The sequence below is a fragment of the Enterococcus sp. VV15 genome, from assembly GCF_005236045.1.
GTDB lineage: Bacteria > Bacillota > Bacilli > Lactobacillales > Enterococcaceae > Enterococcus_B > Enterococcus_B durans.
On the sequence record NZ_QPTY01000037.1, the window covers coordinates 14,781 to 32,645 of the forward strand.

Here is a 17,865-nt window from a genome sequence, read left to right on the forward strand (position 1 = left end):
AGGGAACTTATGGGATTCTTTGATAAGATCAAACGTGCGTTTACTGGAGAAGAACAACCAGAAGAAGTCGAAGTACAAGAAAAGTACGACAAAGGACTAGAAAAAACCCGAAAAACATTTGGGGAACGCATGAATGAGTTATTTGCAAATTTCCGAACAGTAGATGAAGATTTCTTTGAAGAATTAGAAGAAACGCTGATTGGCGCAGATGTGGGCTTTGAAACAGCGATTCAGATCACGGAAGCGCTCCGGCAAGAAGTAAAACTCCGGAATGCGAAAAAACCAGCAGAGATCCAAAATGCAATCATTGAAAAATTAGTTGATCTGTATGAAGAAGAGGGAATCAACGAAGTCAATGAATTGAACATTCAAGAAGATGGCTTGACAGTCATCTTGTTTGTCGGCGTGAACGGAGTTGGAAAAACCACAAGCATCGGGAAACTTGCGCATCAGTATAAAAACGAAGGCAAGAAAGTTTTGCTGGCTGCCGCTGATACTTTCCGTGCAGGTGCGATCGACCAACTAGTTGTGTGGGGCGAACGTGCTGGGGTAGAAGTAGTTCGCGGAAATGCCGGAGGTGACCCTGCAGCTGTTGTCTATGATGCAATGGAACGAGCGAAAAATGAACAAGTGGATGTTTTATTGGTGGACACAGCAGGCCGTTTGCAAAACAAAGTCAATTTAATGAACGAATTGGAAAAAATCAAACGTGTCATCCAACGGGAATTACCAGAAGCACCCCATGAAACTTTACTTGTCCTTGATGCGACAACTGGCCAAAACGCAATGGTCCAAGCGAAACAATTCAAGGAAACGACGGATGTTACTGGGTTAGTATTGACGAAACTAGATGGTACGGCAAAAGGTGGAATCGTATTAGCCATCCGTAATGAATTGCATCTACCAGTCAAATTAGTCGGTCTTGGCGAAGGTATCGATGATTTGGAACCATTCGAGCCAAACGATTTTGTTGTGGGCTTGTTCAAAGGATTATTAAAAGAAGAATAAAATCTGTTATGACTGCTCTTTGAAAGAAAGTACCTGATTTAGGGGAAAAACTACCATGATCAACTGAATAATTGATCACACAAACGTAGCTAAAGAAAAAGCTGGAGTACCATGAGAATATGAAAATATTTTCTGGTTCTTCAGCTTCTTTTTTAGAATGAGAAGAGAACATAAGAAAGTAAGATGGGGCTCTACATAAAAGTTGAATTTTTCTTTTTTCTCATTTTAAAACAATTTCGTTCTTTTTCTAGAGTTTTTTTACTATAATTAGAGGCATATGAACTGGAGGACAATGAATAATGAATTATAAATATTTACTCTTGCATCCTAACTCACGTCCGTTTATCGATCAAGCACGTTTTGGCGTTGAACGTGAAGGACAACGAGTGGATCTGACAGGAGCTTTAGCACGAACTGATCACCCTGAGGTATTTGGTGATCGAGCATTCCATCCCTATATCCAAACAGATTTTAGCGAAACACAAATTGAATTGATCACACCCGTCACTGATTCAGTGGAGGAACTATTCCAATATTTAGCGGCTATTTATGATGTCGCTTCTCGGTCGATCTCTGATGAGGAAATAATCTGGCCGTTAAGTATGCCTCCTGCACTACCGACGAAAGACGAAGAAATCATGATTGCGAAATTAGCGAATTTCGAAGATGTACTTTATCGCCGCTATCTAGCCAAAGAGTATGGAAAAAGAAAGCAGATGGTGAGCGGTATCCATTTTAATTTTGAATTTGGCGATGATTTATTACGATCATTGTTTGCGCAACAAACGGAATTTCCTGATTTTATATCATTTAAAACAGAACTGTATCTAAAAACGGCGCGAAATTTCTTGCATTACCGTTGGTTGATCACTTATCTATATGGGGCTTCTCCTTTGAGTGAAGCAAATTATTTCGTCGATAAACCTGCACCAAGCGAGCCGATTCGAAGCATTCGCAACAGTTCATTTGGCTATACGAATCATCCAAATGTCAAAGTATCTTATTCATCAATGGAACGCTATTTATCCGATATCGAACAGATGGTGGAAGAAGGAAAATTGTCAGAAGAAAAAGAATTTTACACACCTATACGCTTTCGTGGCGGGAAACGAGTAGCGGATCTGACGACAAATGGAGTACGATACATCGAGTTGCGAAACATTGACCTGAATCCCTATGCACGTCTCGGAATCAATCCAGAACAAGTGAAATTTTTGCAACTATTTTTGACGTACATGTTGTGGGTAGAAGAAGAACAAGAACCAGATGCTTGGGTGAAAGAAGGTACGGATAAAAATGAAGTAGTTTCTCTTGAACACCCGTTGAAGCAAACTGCTTTTCTTGAAGAAGGGCTTAAGGTATTGAATGGGATGAAAGAAATGCTGATCGAGTTAGAACAGCCAACAGCGATCTCTTTGATTGAGAAAATGATTGAGAAAATGCTACAACCAGCAGAGACTTTAGCAGGAAAAATCTATCAAGAAGCAAAGGAAAAAAGTCAGCACGAGTTTGCCCTGAACCTAGGTAAAAAATATGATGAAGAAGCACATGCACGTCCTTATCAATTAGCAGGTTTTAGAGATATGGAACTTTCTACACAAATCTTTTTATTTGATGCGATCCAAAAAGGAGTAGAAGTGAAAGTAATTGATGAAGCTGATCAATTTTTACGATTACAACATCAGAAACATATCGAATATGTGAAAAATGCAAATATGACAAGTAAAGATAGTTATATCGTTCCTTTGATCATGGAGAATAAGACAGTCACGAAGAAAATTTTAAAAGAAGCAGGATTCCGTGTACCAAATGGTGCAGAATTTACATCAATGGAAGAAGCGATAAAAGCATATCCGCGATTTGCCAAGCAAGCATTTGTGATCAAACCGAAGTCTACGAATTATGGGCTAGGAATCACTATCTTCAAAGATGGAGCAAGCTTAGAAGATTATCAAGCGGGATTAGCTATCGCATTTAGGGAGGATGCTTCTGTTTTAGTCGAGGAATTCATGCCGGGAACGGAGTACCGTTTCTTTGTGATCAACGGTGAGGTCCAAGCCATCTTGCTTCGAGTTCCTGCAAATGTCGTAGGAGACGGTGTGCGAACAATAGAGGAGTTAGTTGCTGAAAAGAATCTTGACCCGTTACGAGGAACGAACCATCGCGCACCATTGGAACTAATCCAACTGGGAGAGTTAGAACAATTGATGTTGAAGGAACAGGGATTAACGGTATCTTCTGTACCCCCAAAAGACAAAATCGTTTATTTGAGGGAAAATTCAAATATCAGTACTGGAGGTGACTCCATTGATGTGACGGATGAATTTTCTGAAGACTATAAACAAATTGCAGTTTCAGCGGTGGAAGCATTAGGTGCGAAAATCAGTGGAATCGATTTGATCATTCCAGATAAAGAAGTAGACCCTGAGAAAAATCCAACTGCCTATGGAATCATTGAAGCGAACTTTAATCCAGCGATGCATATGCATGTCTATCCGTTTGCAGGAAAAGGCAGAAGACTGACAATGAATGTTTTACAATTGTTATATCCAGAAATTTTTGAAAAGTAACAGAGCGAAAAAAACATATTTATCTCTTCTGCTAGACCGAAATAACTGGTGGAGAGGCACAGCTTTATGAATAAATCAGTAATCTAAGACATTTGAAAATCAATTTGTGGTGCCTTTCTTATTTATTGAAGCTTTATACACGTATTTTGGTTTTAAATGAATATCTATAAAACGACCGCCAAAAGTTAGGATTCCTGACTTTTGGCGGTCGTTTCAGTTGGGAAAATACTTATTTGAATTAAAACAAGCGATCCCACAAACTTTTCTTTTTGTTTTTTTCTTCGGGTTCTGCTTGTTCTTCTTTGGGATATTTTTCTTCTACGTCAATGACTGGTTCATTCACCGCTTGTTTCGCAGCTAAGAGTAACCCAATGCTGTCTGGAGCGTCGGAGACAAAGTCATTGACGACTGTAAAACGGACATTTTTCTTCGTTGCAAGCTGGATGTATTGATTTTGGATCGCAATTGGGGTTTCACCATTCAAGAGAATCGTCGCATCAGGCTGCTTTTCAATCTCTTCAATGAATTTCTCCTTGTTTATCGGATCTTTCATCTCAGCAATCGTCATACTCAAATAACAACGTTCACGAAAAGTACCTAAATATTTGTGTTGTTCCTCGGGATTTACTAATGGGGTACCATACATTCCTTTGTCTAAATGGCTTTGTACATCGTCTTTTGACATCGGATTATCCTCCTTCTCAGTTCCTCTAATAGGATTATAACATAGACGATGAAAATACTTAAAAAAGAAAAAAGCGGTTGCTTTTGTTCAAACGTTCACTTAGAATAATAATGAGAATCATTATCAATTAGAAACGAGGAGGATTTTATGCGGTACTTTTGGTTAATTGCTGCCTTGATTGGACTAGGCTGCTGTTCCTTATTTATCGGTGTATCAAATGTACAGTTTTCTGACCTGATTCACTTAAGGGGACAAAGTACTCAACTTTTTTTAGCGACTCGCTTCCCTCGAACGATTTGTTTGATCTTAGTTGGAGCGACAAGTAGTATTTGTGGACTGATCATGCAGCACTTGACTCAAAATAAATTTGTTTCACCAACGACTGCGGGGACGATGGATAGTGCAAGATTGGGAATTTTAGTCGTTATGTTATTTTTACCTCAGGCACCTTTACTTTTACGTTCTCTGACAGCTTTTTTCTTTGCTTTTGCAGGAACACTTTTATTTTTATCTTTTACACGGTTGTTTCCGCAAAAAAATCAGCTTATGCTCCCGTTAGTTGGAGTAATGTTGGGAAATATCATTGGTTCCGTAGCGTCTTTTTTTGCTTACCAATTTCAATTGGTACAAAACATGTCTTCATGGCTACAAGGAAATTTTGCGACGATCATACGTGGTGAGTATGAATTATTGTATGTAACGGTTCCTTTGTTGGTGGTTATTTACATCTTTGCGTACCGCTTTACCATTATTGGCTTAGGTGAATCTTTTGCAGTCAACCTAGGGATCAATTATAAAAAAATGCAATTGTTAGGAATAGGACTTGTTTCTTTTGCAAGTGCAATCGTATTAATCATGGTTGGAACGATTCCATTTCTTGGTGTGATCATTCCCAATATCACTGCTAAGCTATATGGGGATCAGGTACATAAAACGTTGGGATTCACTGCACTATTTGGGAGTGTGTTTTTACTTACTTGTGATATCATCGCTCGAGTCGTTATTTACCCCTATGAAGTACCGGTCAGCGTGGTGGTGGGGATCATTGGCGGTATTATTTTCCTTTATTTGCTGGTTAGGAGGAAAAAGAATGCATAGAAAAAGAATACGATTTACCCTTTTGGTTATCCTTACCCTAGGAGTGATCGCCAGCTATTTGATGATCAATACCTATGGGAATTGGCAATTCGCCTGGGCACTTCGCAGTAAAAAAATTTTTGCATTTCTTTTGGTTTCTCTCGCTACAAGCAGTGCAACGATCAGTTTCCAAACGATCACACAAAATCAATTTTTGACCCCATCTGTTTTAGGATTGGATTCATTGTATGTATTGGTCCAAACAACTCTCTTCTTTTTCTTTGGTGGAGTGACGATGCTACAACAGGTAGGAACAGGGATGTTTTTACTGAATATTGGATTGATGGTGGGGTTGAGTCAGCTCTTATTCTTCTTTTTATTGAAGAAAGGTCAGACGAATGTCTTTCTTCTTTTAATGACTGGGTTGATCTTAGGTACCTTGTTTAGCAGTATCAGCACTTTTTTACAAGTTGTCATGGATCCAAATGAATATGATCTTTTACAAGGAAAGCTCTTTGCTAGTTTTGGGAATATTCCAAATCAGTATTTATTGCCAGCTACGATCATCATTAGTTTGTCTTGGTTCTTCTTATTTTATAAAAGACACTATCTTGATGTGTTCCATCTTGGAAAAGAACAAGCAATCAATTTAGGGATTGATATAGATCGTTTCCAGTTTTTGGTTTTATGCTGTGTCAGTCTTCTGACGGGTATTGCTACTGCATTGGTGGGACCGATCACTTTTCTAGGGTTTATTGTAGCGAATATTAGTTATCGTTTCTTTGCTACTTATCGACATGGGGAATTATTTCTAGGGAGTTTTTTGATTTCCGTCCTCTTTTTAGTGGGTGGGCAATTGCTCGTAGAACAGCTTTTTGGTTGGAACACGACTGTTAGTATTGTGGTGGAATTTTTAGGTGGCGTTTATTTTATTACAAAATTGATTCGTGAAAGGAAGACGATCACATGATCGACTTAAAAGAAGTTAGTAAGAACTATCATGAAAAAGCGGTGGTGAAAGGAGTCAATCTGACTATCAAAGAACAGCAATTGACCGCGTTTATTGGACCGAATGGAGCAGGAAAATCGACAGTTCTGTCAATGATCAGTCGGCTGATTGCCAAGGATACGGGCGAAATTTATTTGAATCACAACGAGGTGAAGGTTTGGCGCTCAAAGGAACTAGCTAAAAAGTTATCCATTTTACGACAAACCAATACGATCAGTATGCAGATCACCGTCAAAGAATTAGTTGAATTTGGTCGTTTTCCTTATACAAAAGGGAAACTAACTACACACGATCAACAAATCGTCAAGAAATCGATGGAACATCTAGGTTTAGACGCATTAGCGGATCAAACGATCGATACACTTTCTGGTGGTCAGTTACAGCGGGCTTACATTGCGATGGTACTTGCCCAAGATACAGATTACATTTTGTTGGATGAACCGTTGAATAATCTGGATATGAATTTTGCTGTACAAATCATGCAGATTTTAAAAAAATTAGTGAACGAATTAGGAAAAACGATCATCATCGTTCTCCATGATATCAATTTTGCAGCGAGTTATGCAGATGAAATCATTGCCATGAAAGATGGAGAGTTATTTGTTCAAGGCACAACGAACGAAATTATCAAAAAAGAAGTTTTAGATGAGTTGTATGAAATGGACATCCGAATTTGCGAAATTGAAGGACGCAGATTCTGTCTTTATTTCTAAAAAAATTAAAGGAGAAAAGAGATGAAAAGATTAGCACTTAGTGTTTTATTGATGGCAACATTAGGATTGGCGGCATGTGGGAATATTGGAAACAGTAGTACGGTGTCTACCCAAACAAGGAATACAACCGAACAAACGACCGTATCTATTAAAGACAGCAATGGAGATCGTGTGGAAGTACAAAGAAATCCACAAAAAGTCGTTGTTTTTGATAACGGGTCTTTAGATACATTAGATGCATTGGGCGTTGGGGATAGAGTGATCGGAGCAGCAACTAAAAACTTACCTAGTTATTTAGATAAGTATAAAGATGTAGAATCGGCTGGTGGGATCAAAGAGCCTGATTTAGAAAAGATCAATCAGTTGCAGCCTGATTTGATCATTATTTCTGGTAGACAAAGTGATTACAAAGAAGAACTAGCTAAGATTGCGCCAACCCTTTATTTAGCGGTCAATACAAAGGAACCGTGGGAATCTGTACAGCAGAATGTAAATGTGTTAGCTGAGATTTTTGGTAAAGAAGACAAAGCAAAAGAAGAACTAGCTACATTAACGAAAGAAATTGAGAAAACAAAAGAAAAAGCATGCAAGCTTGAACAAACAGCTTTAGTTACGCTAGTGAACGAAGGACAGCTTTCAGCTTATGGTTCAGGTTCACGCTTTGGCCTTGTCCATGATGTATTTGGATTCAAACAAGCGGATGATCAAATTGAAGCTTCTACGCATGGACAAAGTGTTTCCTATGAGTATATCTTAGAAAAAAATCCAGGGATCCTTTTTGTTGTCGATCGTACGAAAGCAATTGGCGGAGATGACAGTAAAGATAACGTGTCGGCAAATGAATTAGTTGCGCAGACAGATGCTGGTAAAAATGATCAAGTCATTTCTTTACAACCAGATGTATGGTATTTAAGTGGCGGTGGCTTAGAGTCAATGAAGTTGATGGTGGAAGACGTCAATCAAGCATTCAACTAAAAGAAGACTAGAACAGGCCGGAAAACGGCACGAAAATGAGGTCGAGACAAAAGTCGTTTAGGTTTGAGAAATTGGAGAAAAAACGAACAATACGTTTTTTGTATTGCTCGTTTTTTTTTGAAATTTCCGAAAATCTGTCTTTTGGACGCCGTTTATTCGAGAGTCTATAGCAAAACTGATTTTTAGATTTGTCCCACATTCATTTTTTACATTTGGATCGGCTTCTTAGATTGTCTGTATCAATAAGCATGGAGATCGATACGGTAGTTTAGTTGGATCTTGAAGGAGTCAGATTTTTGTCTCTGCTAGTGCTCGGTAATTCAAAATATTCATTCTTCGATAGAAGTCAGCAGGAAGCTTTGTCCAATGTTTTAATAACTGATAAAAATAGCTTTCTTCTGCTTTGATCTTGTATTCACTCAGAATCAAACCAAATGAGCTTGATTTTTTTTGCGCTAATTTTTCAAAAATTGAAATTGCTTTTTGCTTATCATCATTGACAAACAAAGTTTTCACTTCAATGTAGGAACCTTCGATGTTTTGTGTTTCTTCGATAAAGTAGATCGTTTTTGCGTATTCAGTCATAATGATTCCTCCAGGTTTTAATTGAATAAGATAACAATACTGAAAAAATGTTAACAAACCGTGAATAAAAGGTTATTCTTTTTCAAGTAATGTTTAAAGCTTTTTTATTTTCAATCTTTTTTGACGGTACTTAAGGTTCAATTAAGGAAATATCAATGAAAATTCGTGAAATCCTTGATTCTGTCGCATATTTTCGATAAAGTAGTTAGAAATATATACGTAGGGGTGGGAAAGCCAATGGAATTATTGATTGATCGAAATTTAATTTTTGCCCAGCACCAAAGAATCGAAACAGAGCGTTTGATCTTGCGTCCAGTTACTCTAAAAGACACAGAGGATATGTACGAATATGGACAAGATGAAGAAACAACGTATTATGTATTTCCTACGTACCAGACGATAGCTGATGCGAAACAGGGAATCGCTAATGTTTTCATGGCAGCTCCTCTAGGTAAATATGGTATTGAGTTGAAGAGTAATCATAAAATGATTGGTACCATCGATTTGAGGGTTAATGAAATACAGGATAATGCAGAACTTGGTTATGCATTAAATAAGGCGTACTGGGGAAACGGATATATGCCGGAAGCTGCCAAAGCATTATTGACACTTGGTTTTGAAGAATTAGCACTTGTGCGGATCTTTGCGCAACATGACGTAGAGAATCCTAAATCTGGACGGGTCATGGAAAAAATCGGTATGAAGAAGGAAGGAACCATTCCTGATGCGAGACATTGGAAAGGAAAAATCGCTTCAACCGTTTTACGTGGCATCACAAAAAAAGAATGGCAGGAGCAACAGCACAAAAAAACAAGTTAGTTGCATCTAAAATATAAAATCAGTAAGCTATACTTGAGGTGATGATAATGGAACTATTGTTAACAGAGGAAGCAAAAGAAAAGATCCAATCTCAAGTCAATGCAGAGGAACAATTATTATTAGATATTGAAGATGGTGACGGTCCATTCGCAGATACTCGGGTAACTTGCCAAATCGATACGTCCTTTCGTTTATTGATCGTCAAAAAGGATACGGACAAAGATTTGAGTTTATATTCAGAAACAGCGGAAACCACAGTTGGTCCGATCCGAATGAAAAAAAGTGCTTTGATGTATATGGATGACCCTACAACAATTGCAGTGGAACCAACGTATAATAGTCTTCAATTAAAGGGTCCAAGTGGTTTATTAAAAGGGAATTTACAAATGCTTCATAGAGACTAAAAAGAGAACAGAAGGTAGTCGTAAAATGGGAAAGTTAGCGATCATCAGTGATTTGCATGTTGACATCAACAAGTTTAGCGAAAATGAATTGCTGATCCTATGGCAAGTATTAAAAGAAAAAGAAATCACGCGCCTTCATTTGGCAGGTGATGTAGCGAACAAAGTAGATCGTTGTTTAGCCGTTGTGGAATATTTTGCAAAAAAAGGCTTGCCGACGTCCTTTCATTTTGGCAACCATGAATTGGCTGATGTCAATGGCGAGAAAATGATGAATCATTTTCCAGATGCGCATTTTCTGAATGAACGCTATATTCCTCTTAATGAGAAACTAGTTTTAGTAGGAATGAACGGTTGGTATGATTATCGTTTTTCTGAATTGAAAGAGTTGGATGCCATCGTTCGAATGAAGAATCTTTACTGGTATGATCGGTTTATTCAGCGAGAAGGGACGGATCTCGAAGTGAATGATCGCTTGCTTCAAGAAACAAAAAATCTGTTGGATATCCTTTCTTCCAAACAGTTAAAGGTGATTTTTTCTACGCATTTTGTTCCTAAAAAAGACTTTATAGTGTATCAGTCAGCTCCCTATGAACGTTGGAATAATCTAAATGCTTTTTTAGGGTCAGAGTCATTGGGTGATTTACTGGATCAGTATGACAATATCACACATGTGGTCTTTGGACATACACATCGCAGGTTTGCCGACAAAGTCATTGGTGGCGCGACATATAGTTGCCGGCCATTTGGGTATTATTATGAATGGCAACTGACGAGAGACTTCGTTTTGATGAATCACTTGGCTGACAGCTACAATCCAATGAAATTGCGAACGTTATTGCGTGCTCATGATTCGGAGTTCAGCGCGTATCGTACGAAACATTTACATGAAGAATTTGAAAAAGCAATGACTGTTATTTTGTATTGATTCCATACAAAATAACAGTCATTTTTCAGTTGAAGTCAACGAGAAAGAGAATCTTTTTTTTTAGTTTTTTGGATATAAGTTAATTTTGATGGCGATACTTTTGCGTATAGTTCTGCGATTGACGTTTTTTGATAGTCTTTTTTTATAAGATTTTGAACTCTTTCTTTTGGAAGGCTATTTAAAGGGACAATAGAGAAATCGCGTTTCATCATATTGTTAAATCCATGATGAATGGTGTACTGTTTTTTTTGGATACTGTTTTTTTTCAGATGATAGATCAGCTTAAGAAGTGGATTTCTTGAATTTTTCCATTTTTTGTTAAGCTTTAAGAGTTTCTTTTTCATTTTTTTCCTTTCTTCATAATAAGAAAAAATACGATCTAATTTTTTATTTTCGTTGTGATCATTGCCCTTTAAGGTGTTGAGAAAATATCGACGCATCTGAAATGTAGCATTCTCTTTTACATTGTATTTTGGTGTAAGCTTTTCTTTACGCGTATCGATAGTTTGGAAAATATCCGTATGACAATGGTACAAAGCTGTTTTGAAAGCTGCATCGACACCGGCTATAATACAATTTCCTTCGATTTGTCTACTTAGTTTTATTTTTAAGTCTTTTGCTTGAGGCTCATTTGAAAGAGTAGTAAAGGCTTTTAAAATCCCATAATTCGACCATCTGTCATAGCTAATAGTAGGGCTATTTTGGTAAATCTCATCAGATTTTTTACTATCTAAAAGTAGTTCACTGAGCTTTTCTATATTTTTCTCAGGGATCGTGAGATAGCTGCCAGTCCGTTGTTGAAAAAAACGTGCTTTGTCTAATATGGAAAGGACATACTGATCATTGGATCTATGTATAAGTAATCCAGCTGCGTGTTTCTGTTCTCCTTCCGTCAAAAATTGGATGGGGAGGATCATGAAGGAGGTACGATCATCAGGCTTTAGATTTTCCAGTAATTGTTTGATCTTGCCTTGTTTAGTAGCGTCATAAAAATCAATGGTATTTTGTAAAGAGGTGGCAATAGCAGATTGCTGTTGCTGGGGTATAAAAAAATTTTGTCGATCTTGTGTAATCATTTTCTTATATGTCGTAAATAGTAACGTATAAAGTATCTTGCCATCCGAACCTGTCGAATGATACGAACCATTTTCTTTCAATGCAAGAAGTAAAGCTAAAAGTTCAGCTTTTCGTTCACTTTCAGTATAGTCAGTTATTGCCATGATAACGCTCCTTCGTTAAGTTTTAGTGATAGATGATAGTTGAAATAAGTGACTGCGCTTTTCTTTTGGGGTGAATCGGAACCTTGATTTCAGTTGCTTCTGTTTTTCTTGCTTTTTTACTGTATTATTCCATACTCAAAAGAGTAAACAGAATATATTTTTCCAAAAAAAAGAAAACTGGGTGCGAATTTTCGCATCCAGTTTTCTGCTTGACTTTGATTAAGCCATAAAGATGAATTTGTATAAGAAGACTGCAACAATACCGGCACAAATCGGTGCAACAACTGGCACCCAAGCGTAACCCCATTGTGATGAGCCTTTGTGTTTAAGTGGTAATAAAGCATGTACCAAACGTGGAGCAAAGTCACGCGCGGGGTTCAATCCAGGACCAGTAGGACCTCCAAGAGAAGCGACTAATGTCCAAACTAAGAAACCAAGAGCTAAATGAGCTGTACCAAGGTTATCTTGGAAGAATGGTGCTTTAGTGATACCTAGGGCACCAAAGAATAAAACGAATGAACCAAAGAATTCATTGACGAAACCATTGAATTTAGAACCAACACTATTGATAGTAGAGAATGTACCTAAAACATGGTTTACATCATCTGTTTGGTCATAGTATGGTTTGTAGCAAGCTACAACGATCAATTGACCAATTGCGGCACCGACTAATTGAGCTGCAATATAAGGTAAAACTTCTGACCAAGGGAATAAGCCGTTTGATGCAAGAGCGATTGTGAATGCTGGGTTGATGTGGTTTCCGCTGATTCCGCCAAAGATCATTGCTGGGATCATAACCCCACAGCCATAACCTACCGCTATCAACATCCAGTCACTTCCGTAACCCTTCGTTCCTTTTAAATCTACGTTAGCTACAGCACCGTTTCCTAGAACGATCAATAAGGCTGTACCAATCATTTCCGCCGCCAGACGCGTCATAAGTGAGTAATCCATATATACCTCCAAAATATTATAAAAATGCAAAAAAAAAGAAACATCAACACAATAGGTGCAGTGTTTCGCCTGTCCTTTTCTTCCGTGGTCGCAATAAGTGCAGATTAAAAATGCGATTTCTATGTATGAAAGAAATCAGACCAACTTCCAAAAATCAACGCTCGAAACTTTCTCGCAAAACACAAACCTTAATTATAAATATACCAAAAAAAAACAAGTATTCTTTTCAAATGTTGTTGCTTAGAAACAGCATGTTTTGAAACTTTCAGAAAAAGTTTGTTAGTAAAATGAAAACAAGACATAAGGAGTGTTTCATATATGAAATTTTTTCAAGAGTTTTTTATCATTACATTTTTTTCTGTATTAGGTGAAGCGACACGAGTTTTTGCGCATCTACCTATTCCCGGAAGTATCCTTGGCATTTTATTCCTGTTTTTGGCATTTGAGATGCACTTGGTAAATCCTGAAAGATTAGGAGCAACAGGGGATTTTTTATTGAATAACTTAACGATCCTTTTTGTACCTGCTGGAGTGGGCTTACTTGATTATTTTGACGATATTGCAACGATCTGGCCTATTTTGCTTGGTGCTGTTGTCATTTGTTCCATAGTGACAATGGTCGTAGCAGGAAAAACTGCAGAAGGTATTGAAGCAATCGTCCGATATGTCACGAAGAAACGAAAAGCAAATGATCCAGAAGTAGAGATGGAGGAACAACAAATTGACTGAATTTTTCCGTAATCCTTTGTTTGGTTTAAGTGTCACTTTAGGTGTGTATGTTCTATCCGATAAATTTTTACGCAAATATAAATTACCAATCATCAATCCATTAGTTTTATCGATCCTCGTAATCATTTTATTTTTACATTTTTCTGGTATCGATTATCAAGACTACAATGTCGGTGGCAGCTTTTTGACGATGCTGATCACACCAGCGACAGTAGCATTAGCCATTCCGTTGTACAAGAACTTTCATTTATTGAAGGAAAATGTTTTTTCAGTCCTGGCAGCCATTATAGCCGGGATAGTTGCCAATTGTTTGGTCAGCGTAGGTATCGGCTATTTCTTTTCATTAAAGAAAGATATGGTTATTTCATTATTGCCAAAATCAGTAACTACAGCAATATCAGTAGATCTTTCTCATAGTATGGGCGGGGTAAATGCAGTCACACTTGCCATCGTTGTTTCAACAGGTATTTTTGGTTCATTGATTGCCACACATATTTTTCGAATATTCAATATCAAGAGTGCTGTCGCTCGTGGAGTTGCTTTAGGGAGTACTTCCCATGCAATCGGGACAGCTAAAGCAATTGAACTGGGAAAAATAGAAGGGATCGTTTCTGGTTTAGCAATCTGCGTCAATGGTATTCTAACAGTTTTCATCTTACCTTTATTGTTCCATCCATTTGCTGGCTTGTTTTAATGTCGAAGCAGTTGTTTTATGCTACAATGAAACCAACGTTCTAGCATAAAGGAGTGAGTGAAGTTGTATTTGTCATCTGAATATTTAAAGAGATTCGACAAAGATCTCTACTATAAAATCCTTCTGCTGGAAAGCTTTGAAGATCATGGATGGCATACAGCTGTGCAACTTGCGCAAACAGTTCAATTAGATGCACGCAGTGTCTCGAAATATTTAAGTGAACTATCTAAAAATTATCAGCACTTTAGTGGGAAAGCACAACCTCTATTTGTAAAGTCCCACCGTGCTGGTTATAATTTTCATGATTCCTTAGATTCGATCGAGCACGAGCGTTTTCTCATCTATCTTGTGCAAAATACGTTGAAATATCAATTATTGCATGATATTTTTTTTGAAGATTTCCACACGATTTATCAGTTTGCACAAAAGCATTACATCAGTGAATCAACTGCCCACCGAAAAATCAATGAATGGAAACAACAATTAAAAGCCTATGGTATCTCTTTGCAACGTGGGGACTATGTGGCCCAGGGAGAAGAAGAAATCATTCGGCTCTATTTACATATGACTTTTTGGCAGTTGTTTCGTGGAAAAATCTGGCCGTTTGCGACGATTTCCCAAACAGATGTGAAAAAAATCGCAGAACAAATCATGGCTTTTTTTAATGTACGGTTGAATGAAATCAAAAAACGAAGGTTGGAATATATGTTGGGAGCTTTCTTTTTGCGTAAGTCTCAGAAACACTATGTGGACTTAAACAAGCGCAAACGGCAGTTGATTACAGATAATCCATTATTTAAACAATTTTGTCAGTGGATGCAGCCGGTATTTCCAAACTATTTTCAAAACGAGGATGAGGTAGGTGCGCTTTTTTTAGTGTTGATGACAAGAGAAGAATACTATACGGATGAAGAAATCCGTACCAGTATTTTTGCGTTCCACCAAAAATATCAGACCCCGCCTTATACCGCACTTTATGAAGCGAAAGAAGCATTAGAATTCTACCAAACAGAACAAGGACTCCCAACAGAAACTTTATCTAAAGAAGCAGAAAATTATTTATTCAGTAGCCATTTATTTGCGTATCTTTTTCCCGAAGCAAAAGAAACGATTGATGGCAACGACAGTGATTTCATGAATCATCTAGTGATTGAAAACAAGGAATTAAAACATTGGCTCGATTTATTCTTTGAAGTAGAACGTAGAGAAGTCCGACACCCGGCTTTTCAAAATATTTCCTTCTTGATGGGGAGATATCTGACGGTTTTAAAAACAATGGGCGCATTCACTCAACAGTTGCCTCAGATAACGATTTTGCTCATGACAGATTTTCCGTTATTTGAAGAACAACTGATCGAAGAGGGGCTACGTAATTTTTTCCGCAATGACTATCAGTTGCTTTTTTTACCTACAGACTATCGTGGAAGAGATGTCGATTTGTTGCTTTCAACGAGTAAAGTTCACCGTAAGCCATGGGCAGATCTAGAATACTTTATCGTAACAGGTGAGTTACAATTGAAAGACTATATTGAACTTTTTGAAAAGATAAGACTGATCCAAGAAAAAAATAATCGTAGGGGATGAAGAAAATGACATTTGAAGAAATATTACCAGAAGTAAAAAAAGGAGCAAAAGTGATTCGTGAAGGCTGGAGCGGTCTTGAGCTTTACGTTGTTCTTGTATCAGGAGATGAATTTGACGGTTGTCCCGTTACTCCTTATTTTTTGATCAAAACTAGCGACGAAGGATTTTCTAGTTTTGCCCCAACTGTTTGCGATATCTTGGCAGATGACTGGGTCATTGTAAAATGAAAAACCACTATACAGATTTAGTTGAAAAAGTTGTTTTTGTGACTGGTGCAGCTTCGGGAATCGGATATGCACAAGCTAAAGCATTTTTAGAGCAAGGCGCCCAAGTTTTTGGACTGGATCAGCAAAATGGTGGTATGGGAGAACTTTCCACGAGTTATCCAGAATCTTTTATGTATTACTTGGGAGATATCACAAAAAAAGAAGTACTTTTAGAAGCGGTAGAAACCTGTCATCGTCACTTCGGTGAAGTAGAGATTTTATTGAATACGGCTGGGATACTTGATGACTATCACCCATTGTTAGAAACGGATGAAGAGTTGTGGGATCGGATATTTGCGGTCAATGTAAAAAGCATGTATCGCTTGACTCAGTTGCTACTTCCAGGGATGCTTCAACGAACCTCTGGAACGATCATCAATATGGCTTCTATCGCTGGCTATGTGGCTGGTGGAGGCGGTGTTGCCTACACAAGTGCCAAGCACGCGATTATTGGTTTTACCAAACAATTAGCGCTCGACTATGCTTCCCAAGGTATTTGCGTAAAAGGAATCGCACCAGGAGCTATCCAAACACCAATGAATGCGGCTGATTTTGCAGGAGACGGTGAAATGGCAGAATGGGTGGCAAATGAAACGCCAGTCAAACGCTGGGCCAAACCAGAAGAAGTGGCTGAATTGACGTTGTTTTTAGCAACACCTCAAGCCAGCTATATCCAAGGAGCAATCGTTCCGATCGATGGTGGTTGGCTCTTAAAATAGCTTTTTTGCTGATATTGTCAAACGAGCTAACGGTTATACGATCACTTATTCTTAAATAGGCAGTATGGCCAGAAAAAACTTACACTACGGCACTTCAGTTGGAAGAAAATTCCCATCCTTTGGTCGTAGTTATTACCAAGAATATTATCTTGCAAAGGATAAAACAAATGGATCATAAAGAAATAACTTCAAAAAACCGTTGGACGACAGCAGAAATTGCGCGAATGGCTTTGGTCACAGGTTTATATGTAGCAGTCACCCTTGTATTGTCTGTAATCAGTTTTGGTGCCATCCAAATACGGTTATCAGAAATGTTCAATTATCTGTCCCTCTATAATAAAAAATATATTTGTGCTGTAACACTAGGCGTAGCATTAGCTAACTTGGCTTCGCCACTTGGGTTGATCGATGTCGTTGTTGGCAGTGTCAGCACACTGATCGTCCTATTGCTCAATTATAGTGTGACGAAACGAGTAAAAAATATGAAACTGAAAATGGTGATTACAGCGCTTATTTTTGCGTTCTCCATGTTTACAGTGGCAGGACAGTTAAAATTATTGTATCAAGCACCCTTTTTCTTTAATTGGGGAATCATTGCTTTAGGCGAGTTGGTTTCTATGATTGTGAGTGGCGTCATCATCTACTGGATCAGTAAAAAAATCGATTTGACTAAATAAAGTGTGAATTAAATGGTAGAGCTCTGTACATGAATGAACATGATAAAAATAAGTGGTGCATCTTCTCAACGAGTGGATTCTCCGAAAAATAAACTTCACTTTTCTTTTTAAATGACAAAAACCACCAAAAATGTAGTGACCCCAAAAAGTTAGACCAAAAGTCTAACTTTTTGGTTGGACTTGGTATAATAAACTAGACAATAAATTAAGGGAAAGAGAGGATCTAGATTATGCCAAGACGTTCATTTGATA

The 17,865-nt window shown here is 37.8% G+C and carries 19 protein-coding genes; 15 read left to right on the forward strand and 4 right to left on the reverse strand.

Features of this window, described 5'->3' with window-relative positions; genetic code table 11:
• The first annotated feature begins 9 nt into the window (after positions 1-9).
• Both ftsY and gshAB read left to right on the forward strand, forming a co-directional pair.
• The gene (ftsY, locus tag DVW83_RS11820; RefSeq protein ID WP_104660447.1) at positions 10-1,008 is read left to right on the forward strand and encodes a signal recognition particle-docking protein FtsY; all 999 of its coding nucleotides are present in this window, start codon (positions 10-12) and stop codon (positions 1,006-1,008) included.
• 296 nt (positions 1,009-1,304) lie between these two features.
• The gene (gene gshAB, locus DVW83_RS11825; RefSeq protein ID WP_174784283.1) at positions 1,305-3,578 is read left to right on the forward strand and encodes a bifunctional glutamate--cysteine ligase GshA/glutathione synthetase GshB; all 2,274 of its coding nucleotides are present in this window, start codon (positions 1,305-1,307) and stop codon (positions 3,576-3,578) included.
• 238 nt (positions 3,579-3,816) lie between these two features.
• Here the strand turns inward: gshAB and DVW83_RS11830 are convergent, their stop codons facing one another.
• On the reverse strand, positions 3,817-4,263 hold the full coding sequence (locus DVW83_RS11830; protein ID WP_104660449.1) for a YueI family protein: 447 nt from the start codon (positions 4,261-4,263) through the stop codon (positions 3,817-3,819).
• A 147-nt stretch (positions 4,264-4,410) separates the two neighbouring features.
• On the opposite strand from DVW83_RS11830, the gene DVW83_RS11835 reads away from it, so the two are divergent.
• From DVW83_RS11835 to DVW83_RS11850, 4 genes are read left to right on the forward strand one after another with little or no spacing between them, the layout of a single operon-like run.
• Positions 4,411-5,361 (forward strand): ABC transporter permease, encoded by a 951-nt coding sequence (locus tag DVW83_RS11835; protein WP_104660450.1) that lies wholly within the window; start codon positions 4,411-4,413, stop codon positions 5,359-5,361.
• Entirely contained in the window at positions 5,354-6,310 is a 957-nt protein-coding gene (locus tag DVW83_RS11840; protein WP_123863150.1) for an iron chelate uptake ABC transporter family permease subunit, read from the forward strand. Before DVW83_RS11835 ends, DVW83_RS11840 begins: the two co-directional genes overlap by 8 nt.
• On the forward strand, positions 6,307-7,062 hold the full coding sequence (locus DVW83_RS11845; protein ID WP_104660452.1) for an iron ABC transporter ATP-binding protein: 756 nt from the start codon (positions 6,307-6,309) through the stop codon (positions 7,060-7,062). Before DVW83_RS11840 ends, DVW83_RS11845 begins: the two co-directional genes overlap by 4 nt.
• Before the next feature lie 21 nt (positions 7,063-7,083).
• Positions 7,084-8,037, forward strand: a complete 954-nt coding sequence (locus DVW83_RS11850) for a siderophore ABC transporter substrate-binding protein (RefSeq protein WP_137239420.1) — start codon at positions 7,084-7,086, stop codon at positions 8,035-8,037.
• A 288-nt stretch (positions 8,038-8,325) separates the two neighbouring features.
• On the opposite strand, the gene DVW83_RS11855 is transcribed toward DVW83_RS11850, so the two are convergent.
• Positions 8,326-8,622 (reverse strand): hypothetical protein, encoded by a 297-nt coding sequence (locus DVW83_RS11855; RefSeq protein WP_081133737.1) that lies wholly within the window; start codon positions 8,620-8,622, stop codon positions 8,326-8,328.
• Between the two features lie 237 nt (positions 8,623-8,859).
• Here DVW83_RS11855 and DVW83_RS11860 point away from each other — a divergent pair, with 237 nt between their 5' ends.
• Genes DVW83_RS11860 through DVW83_RS11870 form a run of 3 tightly spaced genes read left to right on the forward strand, consistent with a single transcriptional unit; the run spans position 8,860 to position 10,770 of the window.
• A complete protein-coding gene (locus DVW83_RS11860; protein ID WP_104660454.1) occupies positions 8,860-9,441 on the forward strand; it encodes a GNAT family N-acetyltransferase in 582 nt (193 codons plus the stop codon).
• A gap of 47 nt (positions 9,442-9,488) precedes the next feature.
• The gene (locus DVW83_RS11865; RefSeq protein ID WP_104660455.1) at positions 9,489-9,845 is read left to right on the forward strand and encodes an iron-sulfur cluster biosynthesis family protein; all 357 of its coding nucleotides are present in this window, start codon (positions 9,489-9,491) and stop codon (positions 9,843-9,845) included.
• A 25-nt stretch (positions 9,846-9,870) separates the two neighbouring features.
• Positions 9,871-10,770, forward strand: coding sequence for a metallophosphoesterase (locus tag DVW83_RS11870; protein WP_104660456.1), 900 nt, complete (start codon positions 9,871-9,873; stop codon positions 10,768-10,770).
• 35 nt (positions 10,771-10,805) lie between these two features.
• Here the strand turns inward: DVW83_RS11870 and DVW83_RS11880 are convergent, their stop codons facing one another.
• Both DVW83_RS11880 and DVW83_RS11885 read right to left on the reverse strand, forming a co-directional pair.
• Positions 10,806-11,846: a hypothetical protein gene (locus DVW83_RS11880; protein ID WP_224784456.1), complete on the reverse strand. Its 1,041-nt coding sequence runs from the start codon at positions 11,844-11,846 to the stop codon at positions 10,806-10,808.
• 363 nt (positions 11,847-12,209) lie between these two features.
• A complete protein-coding gene (locus tag DVW83_RS11885; protein ID WP_104660457.1) occupies positions 12,210-12,944 on the reverse strand; it encodes an MIP/aquaporin family protein in 735 nt (244 codons plus the stop codon).
• 318 nt (positions 12,945-13,262) lie between these two features.
• On the opposite strand from DVW83_RS11885, the gene DVW83_RS11890 reads away from it, so the two are divergent.
• The 6 genes from DVW83_RS11890 (at position 13,263) to DVW83_RS11915 (ending at position 17,613) form a co-directional block, all read left to right on the forward strand.
• Positions 13,263-13,673 carry a CidA/LrgA family protein gene (locus DVW83_RS11890; RefSeq protein WP_104660458.1) on the forward strand — a complete coding sequence of 137 codons (411 nt, stop codon included), beginning with the start codon at positions 13,263-13,265 and terminating at the stop codon, positions 13,671-13,673.
• The gene (locus DVW83_RS11895; protein WP_104660459.1) at positions 13,666-14,367 is read left to right on the forward strand and encodes an LrgB family protein; all 702 of its coding nucleotides are present in this window, start codon (positions 13,666-13,668) and stop codon (positions 14,365-14,367) included. Before DVW83_RS11890 ends, DVW83_RS11895 begins: the two co-directional genes overlap by 8 nt.
• A gap of 63 nt (positions 14,368-14,430) precedes the next feature.
• The gene (locus DVW83_RS11900; RefSeq protein ID WP_104660460.1) at positions 14,431-15,951 is read left to right on the forward strand and encodes a helix-turn-helix domain-containing protein; all 1,521 of its coding nucleotides are present in this window, start codon (positions 14,431-14,433) and stop codon (positions 15,949-15,951) included.
• A gap of 5 nt (positions 15,952-15,956) precedes the next feature.
• Positions 15,957-16,178 carry a DUF2829 domain-containing protein gene (locus DVW83_RS11905; RefSeq protein WP_104660461.1) on the forward strand — a complete coding sequence of 74 codons (222 nt, stop codon included), beginning with the start codon at positions 15,957-15,959 and terminating at the stop codon, positions 16,176-16,178.
• Complete coding sequence (locus DVW83_RS11910) at positions 16,175-16,936, forward strand: 3-oxoacyl-ACP reductase (RefSeq protein ID WP_104660462.1); 762 nt, start codon at positions 16,175-16,177, stop codon at positions 16,934-16,936. The genes DVW83_RS11905 and DVW83_RS11910 overlap by 4 nt, the downstream gene beginning before the upstream one ends.
• Positions 16,937-17,103: 167 nt before the next feature.
• Complete coding sequence (locus tag DVW83_RS11915) at positions 17,104-17,613, forward strand: QueT transporter family protein (RefSeq protein WP_104660463.1); 510 nt, start codon at positions 17,104-17,106, stop codon at positions 17,611-17,613.
• Positions 17,614-17,865 lie beyond the last annotated feature (252 nt).